Raw genomic sequence first — 19,675 nt, forward strand, 5'->3', positions numbered from 1 at the left:
CGCACGGCTGGACGCGCGCACCGTCTCTCCGGCGGCCAACTTCGACGGCAGAGCCGTTTCGGAGGGTGATCACCCCCAGGGTGAGTGGACCGTTGAGGCCTTTGCCGCCGGAGAACCGGTCTTTGAGGACCACTGCGTCCCTGGCGCCAACCTGTTCTGCCACTTCGGAAAAGTGCGCACTTCGCTGTGCACGCCAACGCCGTCGCCGCAGGAAACCCATGATCGGAGTCTGTCCCGTGGGGCGGGATTTCAGTTGATCGCCGTTCTGCTGGGGGCGCGGAATGCGATGCCGGGTAATTTTCTGCGTCATCGTGACAGCCGTCTGGCGCCTGTCGTCTGACCGGCGTCGGCCGGCCTCCTCGGTGTCGACCCCACCAGACCGAGATGATCGAATATCGTCCAGTCGAAGATCACCGCGGTTGATCAACTCATATGTTTGCGCTCTTCGCCGCAGTTGTCGGCAACTGGTTTGTTGATTGTCGTACATTGTCTGCCTCGGCAGTGCTCAGGGAAATTAGTAAAATAGGGCCAGTCACGTACGACTCTGACGGATCCGCAGGTCGGCTGGGGCGGTCCGGGCCGTCGAATGCACTTCGGCGCTGCTGGCACGGTTCGATGAGGGGTTTATTCGGCGGTGCGCCGGCTCGCCGGTCCGAGACCGAGCCTCAACGCACGCTGGACTACTCAATTCAGCCCGTGACCTGGGACCCGGTACTCGCCACCAACTTTCTTTCCAATGTTCTTGCAGGCCGTTTCCCCACCACGGCGGCGGGCTGCGGGTATCCTGGAATGTCGGGCCACGGGAGGGAGTCGCGGTATGCCGGCGGGCAAGACGATGGGGAAGCTTGGCTGGTTGACGGCGATCTTGGCGATGCCGGGAGCCGCGGCCGGACTCTGGTCCGGCTGGGTCCATGACCATTCCGTGCTCGCCGTGATCGTGCTGGCCTTTTACGAAGGGGTGCTGGCGGTCTTCTCGTTCGTCCAGAAAATCGCATCGGAACTCCTCAAACGCCGTCAGGCGAAGCTCATCGACTGGGTCGACCAGAGCCTCGGGCGCAAACTGGCGCGTTTCGATCGCCGGTACCGGGAATTCGTCCTCGAATCCCTGCGGTTCGTCGATCAAAAGGGCCTGGCGACCATCGGCCCCTACACTCCTCAGCTCGACGAGGTCTTCGTGGAGCTCTGGTTGGTGCCGCGAAGCCCGCACCAGGTGATGTCCGACCCGCTGGCCGACGTGCCCGCCGAGCTGAACCAGCTCTCGTCGCTGACAAAACTGCTCGACCGGCCTTCCCCGAGCGTGCTGGCGGTGGTCGGCGCGGCGGGCAGCGGCAAGACGACCCTGCTGCGCCACACGGCCCGCAGGATCTGCCGCACTGGGGAGAGGCGGCGGCACACGGTGCCGATCTTCCTGTTCCTGCGCGATCACGCGGCCGAAATCCTGGCTACTCCGGAAGTGACTCTGGCCGACCTCCAGCGCGGGACGCTCGGGCGCTATCGGAAGGACGAGCCTCAGGACTGGTTCGAACAGAAACTGCGCGACGGTTCGTGCGTGATCCTCCTCGACGGGCTCGACGAGGTGCCGACCCCCGACGACCGCCGCTCGGTGTCGGACTGGGTGGAGCGGCAGATCGGCCAGTACCCCAGGAACGACTACGTGATCACCTCCCGCCCGCACGGCTACCGGGCGGCCGCGATCACCGGCGCCACGGTGTTCCAGGTGCGGCGGTTCACGGACGAGCAGGTCACACGCTTCGTGCGCGGGTGGTACCGGTCGATCGAGCAGCAGCAGAGCGCCGGCGTGGACACCGGCGAGCTGGAGTCACGCGCCGTCTCCGCCGCCGACGACCTGCTCGACCGGCTCAGGACCTCGGCCGTGCTGCGCGAACTCACCGTGAACCCGCTGCTGCTGACCATGATCACCAACGTGCACCACTATCGCGGCGCGCTGCCCGGAAGCCGGGCCGAGCTCTACAGCGAGATCTGCGAAGTGATGTTGTGGCGGCGGCACATCGCCAAGCGACTGCCGATCGGGCTCGGCGGGGAGCAGATGGAACTGCTGCTGCGCCAGCTCGCGTTCACCATGATGGAGCGCCGGGTACGGGACCTCCCGCGCTCCGGGGTGCTCACCGCGCTCCACCCGATGCTGCGCCGGGTCTCCAAGGACCTCACGGCGGCGGCGTTCTTGAGCGGCGTCGGCGACAGCGGGCTGCTGGTCGAACGGGAGAACGGCCTGTACTCCTTCGCCCACCACACTTTCCAGGAACATCTCGCTGCCGCGCACCTCCAGGACAAGGGGCCGGCCGGCCTGCTCCCGGGGCGGGTCGACGACGAGTGGTGGCGGGAATGCACGCTGCTCTACTCGGCGCGCGCGGACGCCGACCCGATCATCGAGGCCTGCCTCGCGTCCGGCAGCGTCATCGCGCTCGCGCTGGCGTTCGACTGCGCGCAGCACGCCCGCGAGATCGATCCCGCCCTGCGGGACCGGCTGGACCGGCTGCTGCACTCGAGTTACGACGCCGGCACCGATCCTCGTCGCCGCAGGCTGATGGCGCGGGTGATGGTGAACCGGCACCTGCGCAATCTCACCTCCGCCGTCGGCGCCGCGCGGGTCTGTGTCCAGCCGATCACCGTGGGCATCTACTGGCTCTTCCTCGCCGACACCGGCACCGAACGTCCCGACGATCCGCGGCCGTTCGTCCCGGGAGCCGGCGGTCCGGTGGTCGGGGTCCGACCGGCCGATGTGCTCGGCTTCATCCAGTGGGTCAACGAAATCGCCGGTGGCGAGTCGGTTTACCGGCTGCCCAGCCGCGCCGAGATCGAGGATCCGGCGGTCCGGCGCGCGCTCGGTCAGCCCGCCGAGCCGTCCGGCAGCCTCAGCGTGTGGGTGCGTCCGGACGTGCCGGGGGCGCCGGAGCTGTGGACGGCGGAGGACGAGCCGCACCCCCACACGATCACCTCCCGGATCCTCGTCCAGCGCGTCACCCAGGATCTCCAGGGCTCGGCGACGACACTGGCCAGGCTGCTGGTGATTCGGTCTCTCGTGCTGCTGCGGGCAGTCTCGTTCGATCTCGATCACGGCGTAGCGAGCGCCCGTGCCTACAAGCTGACCGGCGAACTGGTCCGCGGGCTGGCCGGTGCGTTGGAGCTGGCTCATACCTGCGAACCAGCCCTGGTCCGGGTGCTCACCTCGGCGAGGGCGCACGCTTCCGACCTGGTGCGCGCGGTCGGCCGGCAGGTCGAGCACGCGCAAGCTCTCGACCTGGCACGTCTGCGTGATCTCGGCCGGCTTCGCACGCTGAACGACACGCTGGCGCTGGATCTCTCCGTGGGGCGCTCGTTCGACCGGGCCCGCAATCGCGGACCGGACAAGGAAAGCGACCTGGTGCACGACCTCGATCTGGCCCTGTCCCGGGATTTCGAGTACGCCCGTCGCTTGGCCGACGTCCTCGGCCGAGCTCTCGACCGGGCTCTCGAACTGGAACCGGAACGGGAACTGGACACTGTGCTCGGCCTCGATCTGGCTCGCGACGCCGAGCGGGCGCCGGCGCCGTTCGCCGAGTTCGACGGGCATTTCACCCGGCTCACCGGACCGGCCCTGGCCGGTGCCCTCACCGAATCGTTGCACGAGTCTCAGGACCGGGAAACCGAGGACTGGCACCGGTTCTCGGCTGCTTTCGCGCGTGCGTTCGTAGCCGCCGCGGGTATCGACACCACCGACCACGTCGTGCCGCCCGGCTCGCTCGTGGCGGAGGTCCAGCGCGCCTGCACAAATGTCCGGACCGGAACCGGGACCGGTCCGGCCGCGGCCCGGCTCGGCGAAGCGACGGTCCGGCTGGAAGAACTCGCGGTGCCCGTCTTCGGCCGCAAAAGCGAACTCACTCCGGGCAACGCGACGGCGATCCGCACCGCGGCACTGTGCCTGGCGGTCGAAGCGGAAGCGTTGGCGGACAGCGATTCCGCCGCCGCGTTCCGCCGGGTCGCGGCTGGGGTCAGCCTGCTGGAACTCCGTCGCAGCAACCAGACGCCCGCCACCGAGACGATCGTGCTCGCCAGTGCTTGATGACTGGATCAATGCCCGCTGCCTGCCCGACAGCAACAGCCGGCCGCGAACCTGCCGGATTCGCTCATGCCGCTCACGGCACGGTGATCGGCCACCTGCGCTGTCGCTCGACAGGGACGACGGTGTACGAGGTGGCAGGCCGTCCGTCGCTGGGCGGCGGGCAATGGTACGTCCTGCCCGACGACCGCGCGTTCTTCCGTGCGACTGATGGCGAACCGCGCCAGTCGCTGATCACCGGCCACACACTGCGTGACCGGCCTTCTTGGACTGAGGTTGCAGAAGGCTGAACCGTTCACCCGGGTCCGCATGAGACGCCGGCACCCCGTGATCGACAAATGAATCTCAGGTGAACAACGTCTAGCATGACGTTCGCGCGCGTCGCTGACCTCGGTCTTCGGGTAAGACCCGCCGCGACATGGGCATCGGCACGACACTGCACGTGGTCGCCACGGGTACCGCCCGGCGAGCCATCGACATCACGGGGTTGGGCGGCGTTCTGTCGATCGATCCCACGCTCGACGACGCGCTGGCCGGCTTCTGAACGGTCGCTGCGACGGTGCCGACATGACCTGTTCCGCCGCAGCGGATGTGCGGGGGGCAAGGACGCGCCGTTCCCGTGGCCGGCCGGCCGGATCGACGGCGGCAGAGCTGGCGATCGCCTGGCCGGGCCGTGCTGTCAGTGTTCGCGGACGGGTGGTGCGTCGCCGAGATGGAGGTCGTCTCGCGGAACGGGAAGACCAAGAGCCCAGGCCGGCAGCGCGCGGCAGGACAGCGACGTCTTGATGCCGGCTGGGGATGCGGCATCGGCGAACGCGGGCCACCGAGTGCGTGCCTGCTCGCTGTCGGTGCGCACGACGGTCTCGGTGCGCGTCGCTTCGAGGCGCGGTTCGTCGTCGAGGGGGTAGAAGAGACCGGAATGAAATCCGTCGGCCTCGTCGCACCCCGGCGACCAGTTCGGTGACACCTGGTCGCCGGGGTGACGCGGGTCAGCCCCGGCGGCCACGGTCACTCCTGCTCGGCCGTACCGGAGAACGACGGGAACAGGACGCGCCGGCGTCGCGTTCGGGGGCCAGGACCGGTCAGGAAGCCGTGGTCGAGCGGCTGAGCGTCTCCCACGTGGCGACGTCGGCCAGCAGGGCCTCGTGGTGTTCGCGCAGCCCGTCGACCGCGTCTTCCCCGAGCAGGAAGTGCAGCGGCGGGTGCTCGGCGCCGAGCACCTCGAGGATCGCCGCCGCGCCCTTCGCCGGGTCGTTGGGCTCCTGGCCCACGACGCCCTTGACCATCCGCCGCAGCTCTCCCGAGGTCGCGTCGTAGGCCGGGTTTTCGGGGGTCCACTGCAGACTGGTGCTGAACTGGGTGCGGAACATACCCGGTTCCACCACGAGGACCCGGATGCCGAGCGGGGCCAGCTCGAGCGACAGCGCCTCGCCCAGAGCCTCGAGTGCGTGCTTGGTGGCGTTGTAGCCGCCCAGGCCCGGGAAGGTCATCACGCCGCCGAGGGAGCTCATCACGACGATCGTCCCGCTTCCCTGCTCGCGCAGCACGGGCAGGACGGCCTGAGTCAGCTGCACCGCGCCGAAGTAGTTCACGTCGAACATGCTGCGCAAGTGCTCGACCGAGGTTTCCTCGACGGCGCCGATCACGCTGACGCCGGCGTTGTTCACCAGGACGTCGATGCGGCCGAACACGGCCAGTGTCGCCTCGACCGCGGCGTGGATCGATGCCGGGTCGGTGACGTCCATCGCCACCGTGCTGATCCGGTCACCTCCCGCCCGCGCGAGGTCCGCGAGGGTCTCCGGGCGGCGCGCGGTGGCCATCACCCGGTCACCGGCGGCCAGCGCGGCCCGCACGAGCTCCCGGCCGAAGCCGCTCGAGCAGCCCGAGATCAGCCAGACGCGGCCCGGTGTTTCGTTCGTCATTCCCATGCCTTTCACGTTGGTGCTTACCGAGGTCGATGGTCGTCTCGGTACCGCCGCGTCGTCCAACACCGGTTACCTGTCGTAGTTGTAAGCTTTTCCTGTGAGCCCTGATCTTCGGCAGCTGAGGTATTTCGTCGCTGTCGCGGAGGAGTCCAGCTACACCCGCGCCGCCGAACGGCTCGTGATCAGCCAGCAGTCGCTGTCCCAGCAGATGACCCTGCTGGAACGCATGCTCGGCGTGAAGCTCTTCGACCGCGACACCAGGGGCACCAGCCTGACCGCGATCGGCGCGTTGTTCCTCCCCGAGGCCCGTGCGGTGCTCGCCCGGGCCGACGAAGCGTTCGACGTGGTGGCCCGGGCCGCCCGCGGCGAAGCCGGCAGCCTCTGCCTCGCCTTCCTCTCGACCACGACGAACCACCTGCTGCCGCCGGTGGTGCGGACCGTCCGGCAACGGCTCCCGGAACTCCGGCTGACCACGGAGGAAACGACGATCGCCCTGCTGGTCGAGGGGCTGCGGAAGGGCCGCTACGACGTCGGGTTCACCCGGCCGCCGCTCGTGGACGACCTGCGAACCCGGACGCTCGTCAGTGAACCGGTGTGCGCCGTGCTGCCCGAGGGGCATCCGCTGGCCGATCGCGCCGGACTGACCCTCGCCGAGCTGGCCGGTGAACGCTGGGTGCTGACGCCACGCAGTTCCTGGGAACCGTGGCACCAGGCGTTCGACGACTCCTTCCGGGCGGCCGGGTTCACCCCCGACGTGGTCCACCGGGACGCGAGCGTCCAGGCGTTGCTGGGCCTGGTCGCGGCCGGCGTCGGGATCACGCGGCTGGCCCGGTCGGCCGGTAACCTCCGGCGTACCGGCGTGGTGTTCGTGCCGATCGCCGGGGAATTCGCGTCGACGGAACTCGTCTGGTCGGCCGGCAACGACTCGGGTGCTCTGCGTGCCCTGCTGGACGTCGTCACCGAGCTGGCCGCGTCGACCGACTTGACCACCTCCGGCTGACCGGCCGCCGCGCTGACGCCGATGTGGACGGTCAGGCGAACGCGGTACCGCCGGCGAGAACGTGTTGTCGGGCCTCCTCAGGCGATGGCCGCATAGGCGCTGACGCGCTCGACGTGCATCCGCACGAGGAGCATGCCGGGAACGCTGTTGCGTTCGCCGAATTCGGAAGCGCGGTCCGCACCCATGTACCGGGCGGCGATGTTCGTCGCCCAGGTGCGCAACTGCCCGGGGTCCTCGGAAATGTCCGTGTGTCCCCACAGCACCGCGTGGGAGTACGGGGGCACCTCGTCGTCGATGCACATCGCCGCACGCCCGTCCCGCGTGAGGTCGTGCGCCTTCGCGGTCACGTTCTCCGTGGTGAAGACGAGGTCGTCACCGTCGAGGAGAAACCACACGGGCGCGATATGGGGCCCGCCGTCCGCTCGCACGGTGGCCAGCTTGCCGGTGCGGGTACCTTTCGCGATGAACGCCTTCCACTCGTTCTCTTCCATTTTGGTCATCTCCTCAGCATCCGTCCGCGCCGCGACGGAAGCAATACAGCCCGCTCCTCCACCTCACCCACCTCACCCACCTCGGAACAATCTCCCCGCGCGGCCGGAAGCGCCTTAAGCTGGTTCTCCGCGGGCGTGACCCGGCGCCGCCGGGGAGCTGGTGGACGGAGGCGATCGGGTGCTGCTGGGCCGGCGCCGGGAGTGCGCAACGCTCGAAGAACTGGTCGACGCCGTGCGGGCCGGGCAGGGACGCGCACTGCTGGTGGTCGGGGAGCCCGGCGCGGGCAAGACCGCGCTGCTCCAGTACGTCGCCACGCACGCGCCGGGGTGCCGGGTGTTGCGCACCGCCGGGGTCCAGGCCGAGATGGAGCTGCCGTTCGCCGGGCTGCACCAGCTGTGCGTGCCACTGCTGGACAGGGTGGACACGCTCCCGGCTCCGCAGCGCCAGGCTCTGGGTACCGCGTTCGGCCTGACCGCGGGCCCGGCCCCGGACCGGCTCCTCGTCGGGCTCGCCGTGCTGAGCCTCTTGGCCGAGGCAGGCGGCGAGCGTCCGCTGGTGTGCCTGGTCGACGACCTGCAATGGCTGGATCGCGCTTCGACCCAGGCGCTGGCGATCGCGGCACGCCGGCTGTTCGCGGATCCCGTGGGCCTGATCTTCGCGACACGAACCCGGGAACCGGGCGCCGCGCCGGCCGGCCTCCCCGAGCTGCCGGTCCGGGGATTGCCCACCGAGGACGCCCGGGCGCTGCTGCGGACGGCGCTGCCGGGGCCGGTCGACGAACGCGTCGTGGACCAGATCGTCGCGGAAACCGACGGAAATCCGCTGGCCTTGCTGGAGCTGCCCCGGAGCATGCCGCCCGCGGAACTGGCCGGCGGGTTCGGCCTGCCGGCCGGCCGGGTGCTGCCGGGCCGGCTCGAGCGAAGTTTCCGGCAGCGGGTCAGGCAGCTGCCGGAAGCGTCCTGGTGGCTGCTGCTGGTCGCCGCGGCCGACCCGCTCGGCGACGCGGTACTGGTCTGGGGCGCCGCCGAGCGACTGGGGGTGGGAGTCGACGCGGCGGGCCCGGCGGTGGCGGCGGGCCTCGTCCAATTCGGCGCGCGGGTGAGGTTCCGGCACCCGCTGGTGCGTTCGGCGGTCTACGACGGCGCCACCGAGGGACAACGGCAGCGGGCGCACCGAGCGCTCGCGGAATGCACGGACCCCGCGTCCGATCCGGACCGCAGGGCGTGGCACCGGGCACGGGGCGTCACCGGGCCGGACGACGAGGTCGCGGCGGAGCTGGAACGCTCGGCGGGCCGCGCGCAGGCGCGGGGTGGGCTCCCCGCCGCGGCGGCGTTCCTGGCCCGGGCGGTCGAACTGACCCGCGACCCGGTGCGGCGGGCGGAGCGGGCCCTGGCCGCCGCACGGGCCGCGTTCGACGCGGGGGCGCCCGAAACGGCGCTCGGCCTGGTGGCGGTGGCTCAGGCAGACCACTTCGACGACCTACGCCATGCGAAGGCCAACCTGCTCCGCGCAGAGGTGGCCTTCGCGGTGAGCCGGGGAGCCGAGGCGCCGATGCTGCTGCTCAAGACCGCCCAGCAGCTGGAGCCGTTCGACGCGCGCCTGGCCAGGGACACCTACCTGCAGGCCTTGTCCGCGGCGCGGTTCGCGCTCCACCTCGCGGTGGGGGGAAGCGTGGTGGAGGTGGCGGAGGCAGCACGTCTCGCACCCGCGCCGCCGGGCCCGCCCACCCCGGCGGACCTGCTGCTCGACGGCTTGGCCGCCCGCGACACGGGGGAGCTCGCTGCCGGCAGCCACCGGCTGAAGCGCGCCATCGGTGCCTTCTGCGACGATGCCGACGCCGGCGCGGACGAGCTGCGGTGGCTCTGGCTGGCCGGCACCACCGCACCCGACCTCTGGGACTACCGGAGCTGGGAGCGGCTCGCGACGCACCACGTCGAGCAGGCCCGTGCGACCGGGGCGCTCACGACGCTGCCGCTGGCCGTGACTTCACGGGTGGCGGTGCACGTGGTGCTGGGCGAGCTGGCCGAGGCGGCGGCGCTGGTGGGCGAGATCGACGTCCTGGCCGAAGCGATCGGGGTCGGCCTCGCGCCCTACGGCGCGGTCATGCTCGCCGCCTGGCAGGGCCGTGAGAAGGAGACGTCGGCGCTGATCGCCGCCAGCCGTGGTGAGGTGCTGGCCCGCGGTGAAGGAGCCGGGGCGCAGATCTACGCCTGGGCCGAGGCGCTGCTGGGCAACAGCTTGGGACGGTACGCCGACGCCGTGACCGCGACCGGGCTCGTGGAGGAGGAACGGCTGCTGGTCGGAGCGGGTCTGTGGATGATGGCCGAACGGGTCGAAGCGACGGCCCGGAACGGGCAGCCGCGTGAAGCCGCCGAAGCGTTCCAGCGCCTGTCCGCGCACACCGCGGTCGGTGGCACCGACTGGGCGCTCGGTATCGAGGCCCGGTGCCGGGCGCTGATCACCGAGGGCTCGGTCGCGGAGGACAACTACCGGGAAGCGGTCGAACGGCTCGGCCGGACGCGCGTGCGCGGCGAACTCGCGAGAGCCCACCTGCTGTACGGCGAGTGGTTGCGCCGGAACCGGCGGCGGCAGGCGGCACGCGAGCAGCTCCGGACCGCGTACGACCTGTTCGTGGAGATGGGGATGGAGGCGTTCGCGCACCGGGCGGAGCGCGAGTTGCTGCCGGGTGGCAATCCGCCGAGGCGCGTTGCCGACGGAGGTCCTGAGCTCACCGCCCAGGAGGTCCAGGTTGCCTGGCTGGTCCGCGAAGGCCTGTCGAACGCCGAGATCGGGACGAGGCTGTTCCTCAGCCCGCGCACGGTGGAATGGCACCTGGGCAGGGTGTTCGGCAAGCTCGGTGTCACGTCGCGCAAGCAGCTGCGCACCCTGCCGAAGCTGCCGAACCCCGGGCTTCCCCCGGGCCCTACCGGGGTGCGTCCCGGGTTCGCGAACGACGGCCCCGGCGCACCGTGAAGGGATGACCTCCACACCAGAGCTGAGGACGGCGTCGCGAATCCTCGACCAGCGCGCCGCGGAGATCACCACGGCACTCGTCGTGAACGGCGAGCCGCGGGTGGTGGTCGCCGACCCGCGTGTCACCTTGCTCGACGGCCTGCGCGACCGGCTGGGCCTCACCGGCACCAAAAAGGGTTGCGACCAGGGCGCCTGCGGTGCGTGCACCGTGCACGCCGACGGGCGCCGGGTGCTTTCTTGCCTGCTGCTGCTCGCGTAGTGCGAAGGCCGGGACGTGACCACGATCGAAGGCCTCGCCGGCGACGGGCGGCCGCACCCGGTGCAGGAGGCGTTCGTCCGGCACGACGGGTTCCAGTGCGGCTACTGCACACCCGGCCAGATCATGTCGGCCGTGGCACTGCTGGCCGAGGGCCGCGCGACGACCGACGAGGACATCCGCGAATTCATGAGCGGGAACCTCTGCCGCTGCGCCGCGTACCCGAACATCGTGGCCGCGATCCGTGAAGTGGCGGACACCGGGAGCACCGATGCGCACGTTTGAGTACGTCCGGGTGTCCGACGTCGCCGAAGCACTGGCGGCCGCCGAGCACGCCGGCACCGCCTACCTCGCCGGCGGCACCACCCAGGTCGACCTGATGAAGGACGGCGTCCTGACTCCCGAGCGGCTGGTCGACATCACCCGGCTGCCCCTGCGCGGAATCCTCGACACCGTCAGCGCACTGCACGTCGGCGCGCTGACCACGATGGAGGAGCTCGCAGCGGACCCGGTGATCACGCGCCGGGTGCCCGTGGTGCGCGAGGCACTGCTGCTCGGAGCCTCCGTGCAGCTGCGCAACACGGCCACGATCGGCGGCAACCTCCTGCAGCGCACGCGCTGCCGGTACTTCCGCGATCCGGCGGTCACCGCATGCAACAAGCGAGCGCCGGGGTCCGGCTGCGCCGCCGTCACCGGACCTGCCCGGATGCACGCCATCCTCGGCGTGAGCGAGCGGTGCATCGCGCTGCACGCGTCCGACCTCGCCGTGGCCCTCGTGGCCCTGGACGCCGTCGTCCACATCGAGGGCGCTGGAGGAGCGCGGAGCGTGCCGCTCACGGAGTTCTACGCCGAGGCGGGCACGACGCCGGAAGTCGAAACCGTGCTGGCGCGTGATGAGCTGATCACGGCGGTCGAGATCCCGCTGCTGCCGGAGACCGCGCACTCGGGCTACCTGAAGGTGCGCGACCGGGTGTCGTACGAGTTCGCCTTGGTTTCGGTGGCGGCCGCGCTCGAAATCGAGGACGGCGTCGTGCGCACGGCGCGGATCGGGCTGGGCGGTGTCGGTTCGAAGCCGTGGCGCGCCGTGGCGGCCGAGGAAGTGTTGCGCGGCGCGCCGGCGACCGTCGCGAGCTATCGCGAGGCCGCGGCGGCCGCGGTCACCGGGGCGTGGACCGTGCCGGGCACCGCGTTCAAGGTCGAGCTGGCCCAGCGGGCGCTGGTCCGGCAGCTCCTCACGGTTTCGGAGAGTGCCCGATGACCACCTTCCAGGCACTGCCCTTCATCGGCACCGGACTCAGCCGGGTCGACGGTCCCCGCAAGGTCGGTGGCCAAGCGCCCTACTCGTCGGACTTCAGCGCGCCGGGCCAGGCGCACGCCGCGCTCGTGCAGAGCACCGTCGCCGCGGGACGGATCACCGCGATCGACTCCGCCGCCGCCGAATCGGCACCTGGCGTCGTGCGAGTGTTCAGCCACCTGAACATGCCCTCGCTGGTGCGAGGACCGATGACCCCGCTGGGCGTCTCCCCGCCGGCGCCGCTGCAGGACGATCGCGTGCTGCACCACGGGCAGCACGTCGCGCTCGTCGTCGCGGAGACCCGCGAACAGGCCGTTGCGGCCGGGGCGCTGGTGCGAGTCGAGTATGCGGCGGCCGAACCGGTCCTCGACCCGGACGATCCGCGGGCGGTCACCGTCGACAACCCGTGGGGCCTGGACAGTGAGCGGGGTGACCTCACGGCGGGTCTGGCCGCGGCGCACGTGACGGTAGAAGGCGAATACACCACGTCGGACAACACGAACAACCCGTTGGGCCTGTTCGCCACCCTGGCGAAGTGGGAGGGCGACCGGCTCACCGTGCACGACTCGACGCAGTGGCCGTCGATGGTCCAAGAGACGCTCGCGGTGGTCTTCGGCCTGCCCGCGGAGTCGGTGCGGGTGTTGAGCCCGTTCGTCGGGGGCGGTTTCGGTGCCGGTCTGCGAGTGTGGCCGCACGTGGTCCTGGCCGCGGTGGCGGCACGTGATCTGCACCGCCCGGTGAAGCTCGTGCTGACCCGGCCGCAGATGTTCACCTCGGTCGGCCACCGGCCGAAGGGCGTCCAGCGGGTACGGCTCGGCGCGAGCGCCGACGGTCGGCTGCTGGCGCTGGACCACCGCAGCCGCTCGCTGCTGGCCGTCGAGGACGACGACTACGAGCCGTTCGCGGAGGGCTCGGCCACCGCCTACACGTGCCCGAACGTGGTGACGCGGGACCAGCAGGTGCGGGTGAACATCCCGGCCCCGGTCTCGATGCGGGCACCGGCCCAGGCGCAGGGGAACTTCGCGCTCGAATCGGCGATGGACGAACTGGCGCTGGCGCTCGGCATGGATCCGCTGGACCTGCGGCTGCGCAACTACGCCGACGTGCATCCCGCGCTGGGCCTGCCGTGGTCCGGGAAGTCGCTTCGGGAGTGCTACACCGTGGGCGCCGAGCGGTTCGGGTGGTCCCGGCGTGCCGCGGCGCCGCGGTCCTCCCACGACGGGCACTGGCTGATCGGCCACGGTATGGCGGGCGTGAGCTATCCCTGGTACCAGGCCCCGTGCCGGGCACGCGCGACGCTCTCGGCCGACGGACGGGCCACCGTCGGCAGCGCGGCCATCGACATCGGCACCGGGACGTACACGGTGATGACCCAGCTGTCGGCCGAACTGCTCGGCTTGTCGCCGGAGCAGGTGCGCTTCGACCTCGGGGACAGCGCGTTGCCGAAGGCACCGCAAGCGGGCGGATCCGGTCTGACCGGCGCATTGGGCTCGGCCGTCCACGACGCGTGTGCCCGGCTGCTCGCCGCCGTGCTCGATCTCCTGCACGACGACGAAGGATCACCGTTGCGCGGCGTCGCTCCCGCGGACGTGGTCGTGGGGGAGGGGCGGATCCACCATCGCGACGACCCCCGGCGTGGTGAGAGCTACGTGGCGGTGCTGGCTCGCCACGGGATGGCGGAGCTGACCGCCGAAGGAAGCAGTGCGCCGGCTGATCCCCAGCAGTCGGGGATGGCACCGGCAGGCGCGTTCGGTGCCCACTTCGCCGAGGTCCGGGTGGACGAGGATCTCGGCCTGATCCGGGTGACGCGCGTGGTCTCGGTGATCGACGGTGGCAGGATCCTCAACGAGAAGACCGCGACCAGTCAGATCATCGGCGGTGTCATCGGGGGAATCGGCATGGCGCTGTTCGAGGAAACGGTCACCGACCCGGAGACCGGCCGCATCGCCAACGCGACGTTCGGCGACTACCTGGTCCCGGTGCACGCGGACATCCCCGACATCGACGTGACGTTCGTCGGCGAGCCCGACCGGATGAACCCGATCGGGACCAAGGGCGTCGGCGAGGTCGGGCTGGTGGGCGTGGCGGCCGCGGTGGCCAACGCCGTGCACCACGCGACCGGAGTGCGCGTGCGGTCGCTGCCGATCACCCTGGACGCACTCCTCTGACACGGTCGACGCCGTCGAGGACGCCCGCTGGACCTTCACGGCAGGGCGGCAGTGGGCGAACTGGTTCCGTCTCGCAGCCGTGCCGCGTCTCGGCTCGGTGGCTCTCCGAAGAAGCGGCGGTACTCACGGCTGAACTGGGACGGGCTGCCGTACCCGACACGCTGGCCGACGCCCGTGACATCGTTCGGGTTGTTCGCCAGGAGCAGTCTCGCCGCCTGCAGGCGGATGTGCTTCTGGAACCGGATGGGCGTCATCCCGGTCACCGCCTGGAAGTTCTTGTGGAAGGCGGAGACGCTCAGCCCGGAAAGCCGGGCCAGGTCCTCGACCCGGAACGGCCGCGCGTAGTTCCCGCGGATCCAGCGCACCGCCCGTGTGACGTGGCTCAGGCTGCTGTCCGCGCGACCGAGCTGGCGAACGGCGTCACCTTGCTCCCCGGTCATCAGCCGCCACAGGATTTCCCGCTTGATCAACGGGGCCAGCGCAGCCCGGTCCCGCGGCCGGTCGAGCAGGCGCAGCAACCGCACGATGGCGTCGAGCAGCTCGTCCGGTGCGTCACTGACCGCGATCCCCGGCCGTGCGGTGCCGGGCACCTGCGGCAGATCTCCCGGTCCGGCCTGCAGCAGGAGCTCCGTGATGACGGCCGGTTCGAGAGTCATCCCGAAGCCGAGCGCCGGGCGGCCGGGAGCGGCGTCGACGAAATACCCCGTCACCGGAAGATCGACCGAGGCGACCAGGTACTGACCGGCGCGGTACTCGTGCACGTGGTTCCCCGTTGCCAGCCGCTTGCTCCCCTGCGCGACGACCGCCAGCACCAGCCCGGACATCGACGGACCGGACGAGACGGCCCGGTCGGCCCGGCAGATCCGGACACCCTCGAGAGCGGTGGCCGGATCGGGCCGTGCGTGCCGCCGCAGCAGGTCGCGAAGCTCGTCCATCGGCATGTCCCCATTGCAGCACGGGCCCCGTGCCGCCACCGCTCGCGAGGGTGAAGGTCAGCCCGCCGAGCGCTCGGAGACAGGCCGACGGCGCAGGGCCGGATCGGCGATGGCCGGTGGGGTGTAGGCGACCTCGTTGGGGCCGGCCTCGGTACCGGGCGGAGCGATCTCGTCGATCCGGTCGAGGAGGTCGTCGTCCAGGGTGACCTCGACGCCGGCGAGCAGGTCGTCGAGGTGGGCCATGGTCCGTGGTCCGATGATGGCGGACGTGACCCCCGGGTGGGCGATGGCGAAGGCCAGCGCCAGGTGGGTCATCCGCAAGCCGGCCTCCTCGGCCAGCGGCACCAGCTTCTCGACCACGTCCAGCTTGCCCTCGTGGTCGAAGTGCACCGGCATCGCCGCGGACCGGTGGGTGGTGTGGTCCTGGCCCTTGCGGATCCGTCCGGTCAGCAGACCCTGCGCGAGCGGACTCCACACCAGGACGCCCATCCCGTAGCGCCGGCACACCGGCAGTACTTCGCGCTCGATGATCCGGTTGACGATGGAGTAGGGCGGCTGCTCGGTGCGGAACCGTTCGAGGCCTCGCCGTTCGGCGGCCCAGTGCGCTTCGACGATCTCCGAGGCGGGGAAGGTCGACGTGCCGATCGCCCGGACCTTGCCGCTGCGGACCAGGTCGGTCAGCGCGGACAGGGTCTCCTCGATGTCGACCGTCGGGTCTGGACGGTGCAGCTGGTACAGGTCAAGGTGGTCGGTCTGGAGGCGGCGCAGGGAGTCCTCGACGGCTCGCATGATCCACCGGCGTGAGTTGCCCCGGTGGTTCGGGTCCTCGCCCATCGGGAAGTTCGCCTTGCTCGCGAGGACGATGTCGTCACGGCGGCCCTTGAGCGCCTTGCCGACGATCACCTCCGATTCGCCACCGGAGTAGACGTCCGCGGTGTCGACGAAGTTGATGCCGCCGTCCAAGGCCCGGTGGATGATCCGGATCGACTCGTCGTGGTCGCTGTTGCCCATGGCGCCGAACATCATCGCGCCCAGTGCGTAGGGGCTGACCTTGATCCCGGTCCGGCCCAGTGTGCGGTATTTCATCATTTCCCTTGTGAGTGTTCGACGAACATCTTCCGAAGCTGCGCGTCGTCGAAGACGACCTCGACCAGAGGGCTTCGCTCGAGCCATGTGTGGAGGTCCTGGCGTCCGGCGTGGGAGGCGAGGCCAGGACGGTTCTGCAACTCGAGCACCTCGGTGATCACCCGCCGTCGTGTCGCGTTGTCGACGGGGCGTGCGGTCGCGGGCAAGTCCGCCACGACGCCGTGCTGCGCCTGCCCACCGTCGTGATCTCGATCGTCCGTTCGGCTCTGGAGGATTCGGGGCCGATGGTCAGGGCGCGGACGATGGCCGGGTCGGGGCTCACCGTCCACTCCGTCTCGTGTCGTCGCGGTTCGCGGCGCCATCGACGACGATCTCGGTCGTCGGCGTGTGGGTCATCTGTTTCCTCGGGGAGCAATGGATCGGTACCTCCAGGAAACAGCCCGGACGGGCCGCCTGCTAGCAAGATCGTCTCGCGTGCTTGCACAATCCTCTGCGCCGCGAGGACGGAGGCCGCCGTCGAGGGCAGCGCCCGGCCCGACGCAACCGGCATCTCGCTGGGACGACCGCGTGACAGTGATGTCGCTCGCATTGTTGACAATCCATGCGACAAGACGCCTAACCTCGAATTCGTCGGTCAGGGCCAGGTTCGAAGGGGCGCGTCATGAAGAGCGAAGAGGTCGAACTCCACCTCCGGGACCGCCTGCTGCGCGGGGACTTCACCCCGGGGTCGCGGCTTCCGGAGGTCAAGCTGGCCACCGAACTCGGTGTCACGCGCAATGCCGTCCGGTCCGCTCTGCTCGCGCTGGAAGCCCGGAAGCTGGTCGAGCGAATTCCCAACGTCGGGACCGTCGTCGCGCGGGTCGATCCCGAACGGCTGGAAGAGATCTACGACGTTCTCGAGGTCCTCGAAGGGCTCGCCGCGCGACTGGCGGCGCGGAACGCGACCGCGGGCGACTGGGCCGAGCTGCGGGAGCTCTTCGGCCCGGGCCCACTCGACGAAGCCGCGACGAGCGGCGATCTCGAGACCTTCCTCCAGGCGATCGACACCTACCGCGACACCGTGATCCGGTTGGCCGGGCAGAGTTTCCTCGCCGAGACCCTCGCCGCCGTCCAGGACCAGGCGCACCTGCTGCGGCGCCGGATCCTGATGACGCCGGGCCGGATGGAGGAGAGCCTGGCCGAGCACCGGGCCGTCATCGACGCACTGGTCGAGGGCGACGCCGAACGGGCCGAACAGCTGAAGCGGCTCAACATGCAGACCGCGCGCACGCGGCTCCGCCGTTACCGCGACTTCCTCATCTGAACCACCGCAAAGGAAATCTCATGTCCTCCCATGCACGGCGGACGGCGCTGAAAGCCCTCCTCGCCGGACCCGGACCCCTCGTGCTGCCCGGCGCGTACGACGCCTTCAGCGCCAAGCTGGTCGAAAGGGCCGGTTACCCGGCCACCTACCTGGGCAGCTTCGCCGCGGCCGCGTCCGCGTTCGGCCTGCCCGACGTCGGACTGCTCACGCTGAACGACCTCGCCGAGCAGGCCCGCCGCGTCGTCGACGCCGTCACGATCCCGGTCCTGGCCGACGCGGAGAACGGGTTCTACGACGCACCCAACCTGTGGCGAGCCGTCAAGGCCTTCGAGGACGCCGGGGTCGCCGGCGTGCACATCGAGGACAACCTCGGCGGCAAGCACACGTCCGCACCGGCCGGCCTGCTGCCCGTGGCGCAGATGGTGAACAAGGTCCGCGCGGCGGTCGACGCCCGGACCGATCCGGATTTCCTCGTCATCGCCCGCTCCGACGCGGCATGGGTCGAGCACGACATCGAAGGTTGCGTCCGCCGGCTGGAGGCCTATGCGGCCGCCGGGGCCGACATGGTCTTCGCGCCCGCGATCCCCGCGGCCGACCTGGCCCGCGTGCGCGGGCGGCTGAACGTGCCCGTGATGGTGCCGGGTGACTTGCTGGACGTGCCGGGCTCGGACGAGCCGTCGAGCACGATCGCCGAGTACGGCGAGGCCGGCGCCGACGTGATCCTCTTGTGGTACACGGTGATCGGCGCCGCTTCGAAGAACGTCACCGCTGTGCTGGAAGCGCTTCACGACGGCAGCGAAGTCGCCGGGGTCAAGGAACTCGTCACCGGCCAGCACGCCTTCGAGGCCGCCATGGGCTACGACGCCTACGAGAAGCGCAGCGCCCAGTACGCGCAGGAGGTCCGGTCATGACTGTCGTATACGAAGGGGCACGCGTGCTCACGGGTGACGGCTCGACGGTCGTCGACGACGCGGTCATCGAAGTCCGGGACGGTGTGGTGACGCGCCTCGGCGCGGACGTCGTCTCAGAGCCCGGCGCCACCACGGTTTCCCTGCGCGGGAAGACCGTCCTCCCGGCGCTGGTGAACCCGCACGGCCACATCGGCTACATGCGCGGGACCACCTCCCACGCCGACCACTACTCGCGCGAGAACGTCGTGGACCACTTGCACCGGCTCGCTTACTACGGCGTGGGCGTGTTCCAGTCGCTCGGCACGGACCGCGATGACACCGAGATCCGCGTGCGCGACGACCAGCGGGCCGGCAAGCTCGCCGAACCCGACGCCGCCACGCTGTTCACCGCGGGCGCGGGCATCGTCGCGCCGACCCCGGGTGGGACGAACGGCGGCCCGTTCTTCGCCGCCGACGCCGTACACGAGGCGACGAGCCCCGAAGACGTCCGCGCGTACGTCTGCGGCTTGGCCGCGAAGAAGGTCGACGCGGTCAAGTTCTGGCTCGACGACCGGCACGGCACCAAGGCGAAGCTCGGCCCGGAGATCTACGAGGCCGTCATCGACGAGGCGCACACACACGGCCTGAAGGTGGCGGCCCACATCTACACGCTCGACGAGGCGAAAGCCGTCGTGCGGGCGGGCGCGGACATCATCGCGCACCTGCCGAGGACGCCGGGTGCCGACGACGAGCTCATCGAGCTGCTGCTGGAGCGGAACGTCGCGGTGTTCACCTCGCTGGCCATCCAGCGCCCGCCCGGCGAAGCGTGGCTGGACGACCCGGCGCTGGCCGAGACGATCCCGGCCGAGGCAATCGAGGGCCTGCGGGCGACGATCCGGCAGCACGCGCCGGAACCGCTGTTCGACACCGCCGAGTCCTACCGGCGCATGGAAAAGACGCTCGGGGTGCTCGTCGGGGCCGGCGTCCGGCTGGTGTTCTCCGCCGACACGGGGCTGCTCGCGCAGGTGCCGGGCTTCGCCGAGCACCGTGAGCTGGAGGCGCTGGTGGCGGCGGGGTTGTCCCCGCTGGCCGCGCTCCGGCTCGCGACCGAGGTGTCGGCGGAGCTGCTCGAACTGCCCGATCGGGGGACGCTCGCGGTGGGGAAGCGGGCGGACTTCGTGGTGCTGGACGCCGATCCGCGCGACGACATCACGAACACCCGGCGCATCGACTCGGTGTACCTCGCGGGCCGGCGGGTGAACCGGGAAGGTATGCGGGAAGCCTGGAACAGCTGAA

The 19,675-nt window shown here is 70.6% G+C and carries 15 protein-coding genes and 1 pseudogene; 10 read left to right on the forward strand and 6 right to left on the reverse strand.

The annotated features are described in order from the left end of the window. The first annotated feature begins 817 nt into the window (after positions 1 to 817). Entirely contained in the window at positions 818 to 4,060 is a 3,243-nt protein-coding gene (locus AB0M83_RS09245; RefSeq protein ID WP_364514766.1) for an NACHT domain-containing protein, read from the forward strand. Positions 4,061 to 4,475: 415 nt separating this feature from the next. Next, a complete protein-coding gene (locus AB0M83_RS09250) occupies positions 4,476 to 4,601 on the forward strand; it encodes a hypothetical protein (RefSeq protein ID WP_364514769.1) in 126 nt (41 codons plus the stop codon). A 135-nt stretch (positions 4,602 to 4,736) separates the two neighbouring features. Here the strand turns inward: AB0M83_RS09250 and AB0M83_RS09255 are convergent, their stop codons facing one another. Together AB0M83_RS09255 and AB0M83_RS09260 are read right to left on the reverse strand one after the other, a co-directional pair. After that, on the reverse strand, positions 4,737 to 5,063 hold the full coding sequence (locus tag AB0M83_RS09255; protein WP_364514771.1) for a hypothetical protein: 327 nt from the start codon (positions 5,061 to 5,063) through the stop codon (positions 4,737 to 4,739). A gap of 76 nt (positions 5,064 to 5,139) precedes the next feature. Continuing rightward, the gene (locus AB0M83_RS09260) at positions 5,140 to 5,979 is read right to left on the reverse strand and encodes an oxidoreductase (RefSeq protein WP_364514774.1); all 840 of its coding nucleotides are present in this window, start codon (positions 5,977 to 5,979) and stop codon (positions 5,140 to 5,142) included. Between the two features lie 100 nt (positions 5,980 to 6,079). Between AB0M83_RS09260 and AB0M83_RS09265 the strand changes: the two genes are divergently transcribed. Continuing rightward, positions 6,080 to 6,982: a LysR substrate-binding domain-containing protein gene (locus tag AB0M83_RS09265; protein ID WP_364514777.1), complete on the forward strand. Its 903-nt coding sequence runs from the start codon at positions 6,080 to 6,082 to the stop codon at positions 6,980 to 6,982. Positions 6,983 to 7,059: 77 nt separating this feature from the next. On the opposite strand, the gene AB0M83_RS09270 is transcribed toward AB0M83_RS09265, so the two are convergent. Then, a complete protein-coding gene (locus tag AB0M83_RS09270) occupies positions 7,060 to 7,482 on the reverse strand; it encodes a PPOX class F420-dependent oxidoreductase (protein ID WP_364514779.1) in 423 nt (140 codons plus the stop codon). A gap of 151 nt (positions 7,483 to 7,633) precedes the next feature. On the opposite strand from AB0M83_RS09270, the gene AB0M83_RS09275 reads away from it, so the two are divergent. From AB0M83_RS09275 to AB0M83_RS09290, 4 genes and pseudogenes are all read left to right on the forward strand, one after another. Beyond that, a complete protein-coding gene (locus tag AB0M83_RS09275) occupies positions 7,634 to 10,447 on the forward strand; it encodes an AAA family ATPase (RefSeq protein WP_364514781.1) in 2,814 nt (937 codons plus the stop codon). 64 nt (positions 10,448 to 10,511) lie between these two features. Next, positions 10,512 to 10,988, forward strand: a pseudogene (locus AB0M83_RS09280) ((2Fe-2S)-binding protein). Next, a complete protein-coding gene (locus AB0M83_RS09285) occupies positions 10,975 to 11,961 on the forward strand; it encodes a xanthine dehydrogenase family protein subunit M (RefSeq protein WP_364514783.1) in 987 nt (328 codons plus the stop codon). The pseudogene AB0M83_RS09280 and the gene AB0M83_RS09285 overlap by 14 nt, the downstream one beginning before the upstream one ends. Next, on the forward strand, positions 11,958 to 14,165 hold the full coding sequence (locus AB0M83_RS09290; protein WP_364514786.1) for a xanthine dehydrogenase family protein molybdopterin-binding subunit: 2,208 nt from the start codon (positions 11,958 to 11,960) through the stop codon (positions 14,163 to 14,165). The genes AB0M83_RS09285 and AB0M83_RS09290 overlap by 4 nt, the downstream gene beginning before the upstream one ends. 35 nt (positions 14,166 to 14,200) lie before the next feature. On the opposite strand, the gene AB0M83_RS09295 is transcribed toward AB0M83_RS09290, so the two are convergent. From AB0M83_RS09295 to AB0M83_RS09305, 3 genes are read right to left on the reverse strand one after another with little or no spacing between them, the layout of a single operon-like run. Then, complete coding sequence (locus AB0M83_RS09295; protein ID WP_364514788.1) at positions 14,201 to 15,100, reverse strand: AraC family transcriptional regulator; 900 nt, start codon at positions 15,098 to 15,100, stop codon at positions 14,201 to 14,203. A gap of 57 nt (positions 15,101 to 15,157) precedes the next feature. Further along, positions 15,158 to 16,186, reverse strand: a complete 1,029-nt coding sequence (locus AB0M83_RS09300) for an aldo/keto reductase (RefSeq protein ID WP_364514789.1) — start codon at positions 16,184 to 16,186, stop codon at positions 15,158 to 15,160. Next, on the reverse strand, positions 16,186 to 16,401 hold the full coding sequence (locus AB0M83_RS09305; protein WP_364514792.1) for a hypothetical protein: 216 nt from the start codon (positions 16,399 to 16,401) through the stop codon (positions 16,186 to 16,188). Before AB0M83_RS09305 ends, AB0M83_RS09300 begins: the two co-directional genes overlap by 1 nt. A gap of 446 nt (positions 16,402 to 16,847) precedes the next feature. Between AB0M83_RS09305 and AB0M83_RS09310 the strand changes: the two genes are divergently transcribed. From AB0M83_RS09310 to AB0M83_RS09320, 3 genes are read left to right on the forward strand one after another with little or no spacing between them, the layout of a single operon-like run. Beyond that, a complete protein-coding gene (locus tag AB0M83_RS09310; protein WP_364514795.1) occupies positions 16,848 to 17,489 on the forward strand; it encodes a GntR family transcriptional regulator in 642 nt (213 codons plus the stop codon). 20 nt (positions 17,490 to 17,509) lie between these two features. Continuing rightward, positions 17,510 to 18,400 carry an isocitrate lyase/PEP mutase family protein gene (locus tag AB0M83_RS09315; protein ID WP_364514798.1) on the forward strand — a complete coding sequence of 297 codons (891 nt, stop codon included), beginning with the start codon at positions 17,510 to 17,512 and terminating at the stop codon, positions 18,398 to 18,400. After that, entirely contained in the window at positions 18,397 to 19,674 is a 1,278-nt protein-coding gene (locus AB0M83_RS09320) for an amidohydrolase family protein (protein ID WP_364514800.1), read from the forward strand. The genes AB0M83_RS09315 and AB0M83_RS09320 overlap by 4 nt, the downstream gene beginning before the upstream one ends. Position 19,675: the final 1 nt, after the last annotated feature.

Origin of the sequence: Amycolatopsis sp. NPDC051106 (genome assembly GCF_040682775.1) — a bacterium.
GTDB lineage: Bacteria > Actinomycetota > Actinomycetes > Mycobacteriales > Pseudonocardiaceae > Amycolatopsis.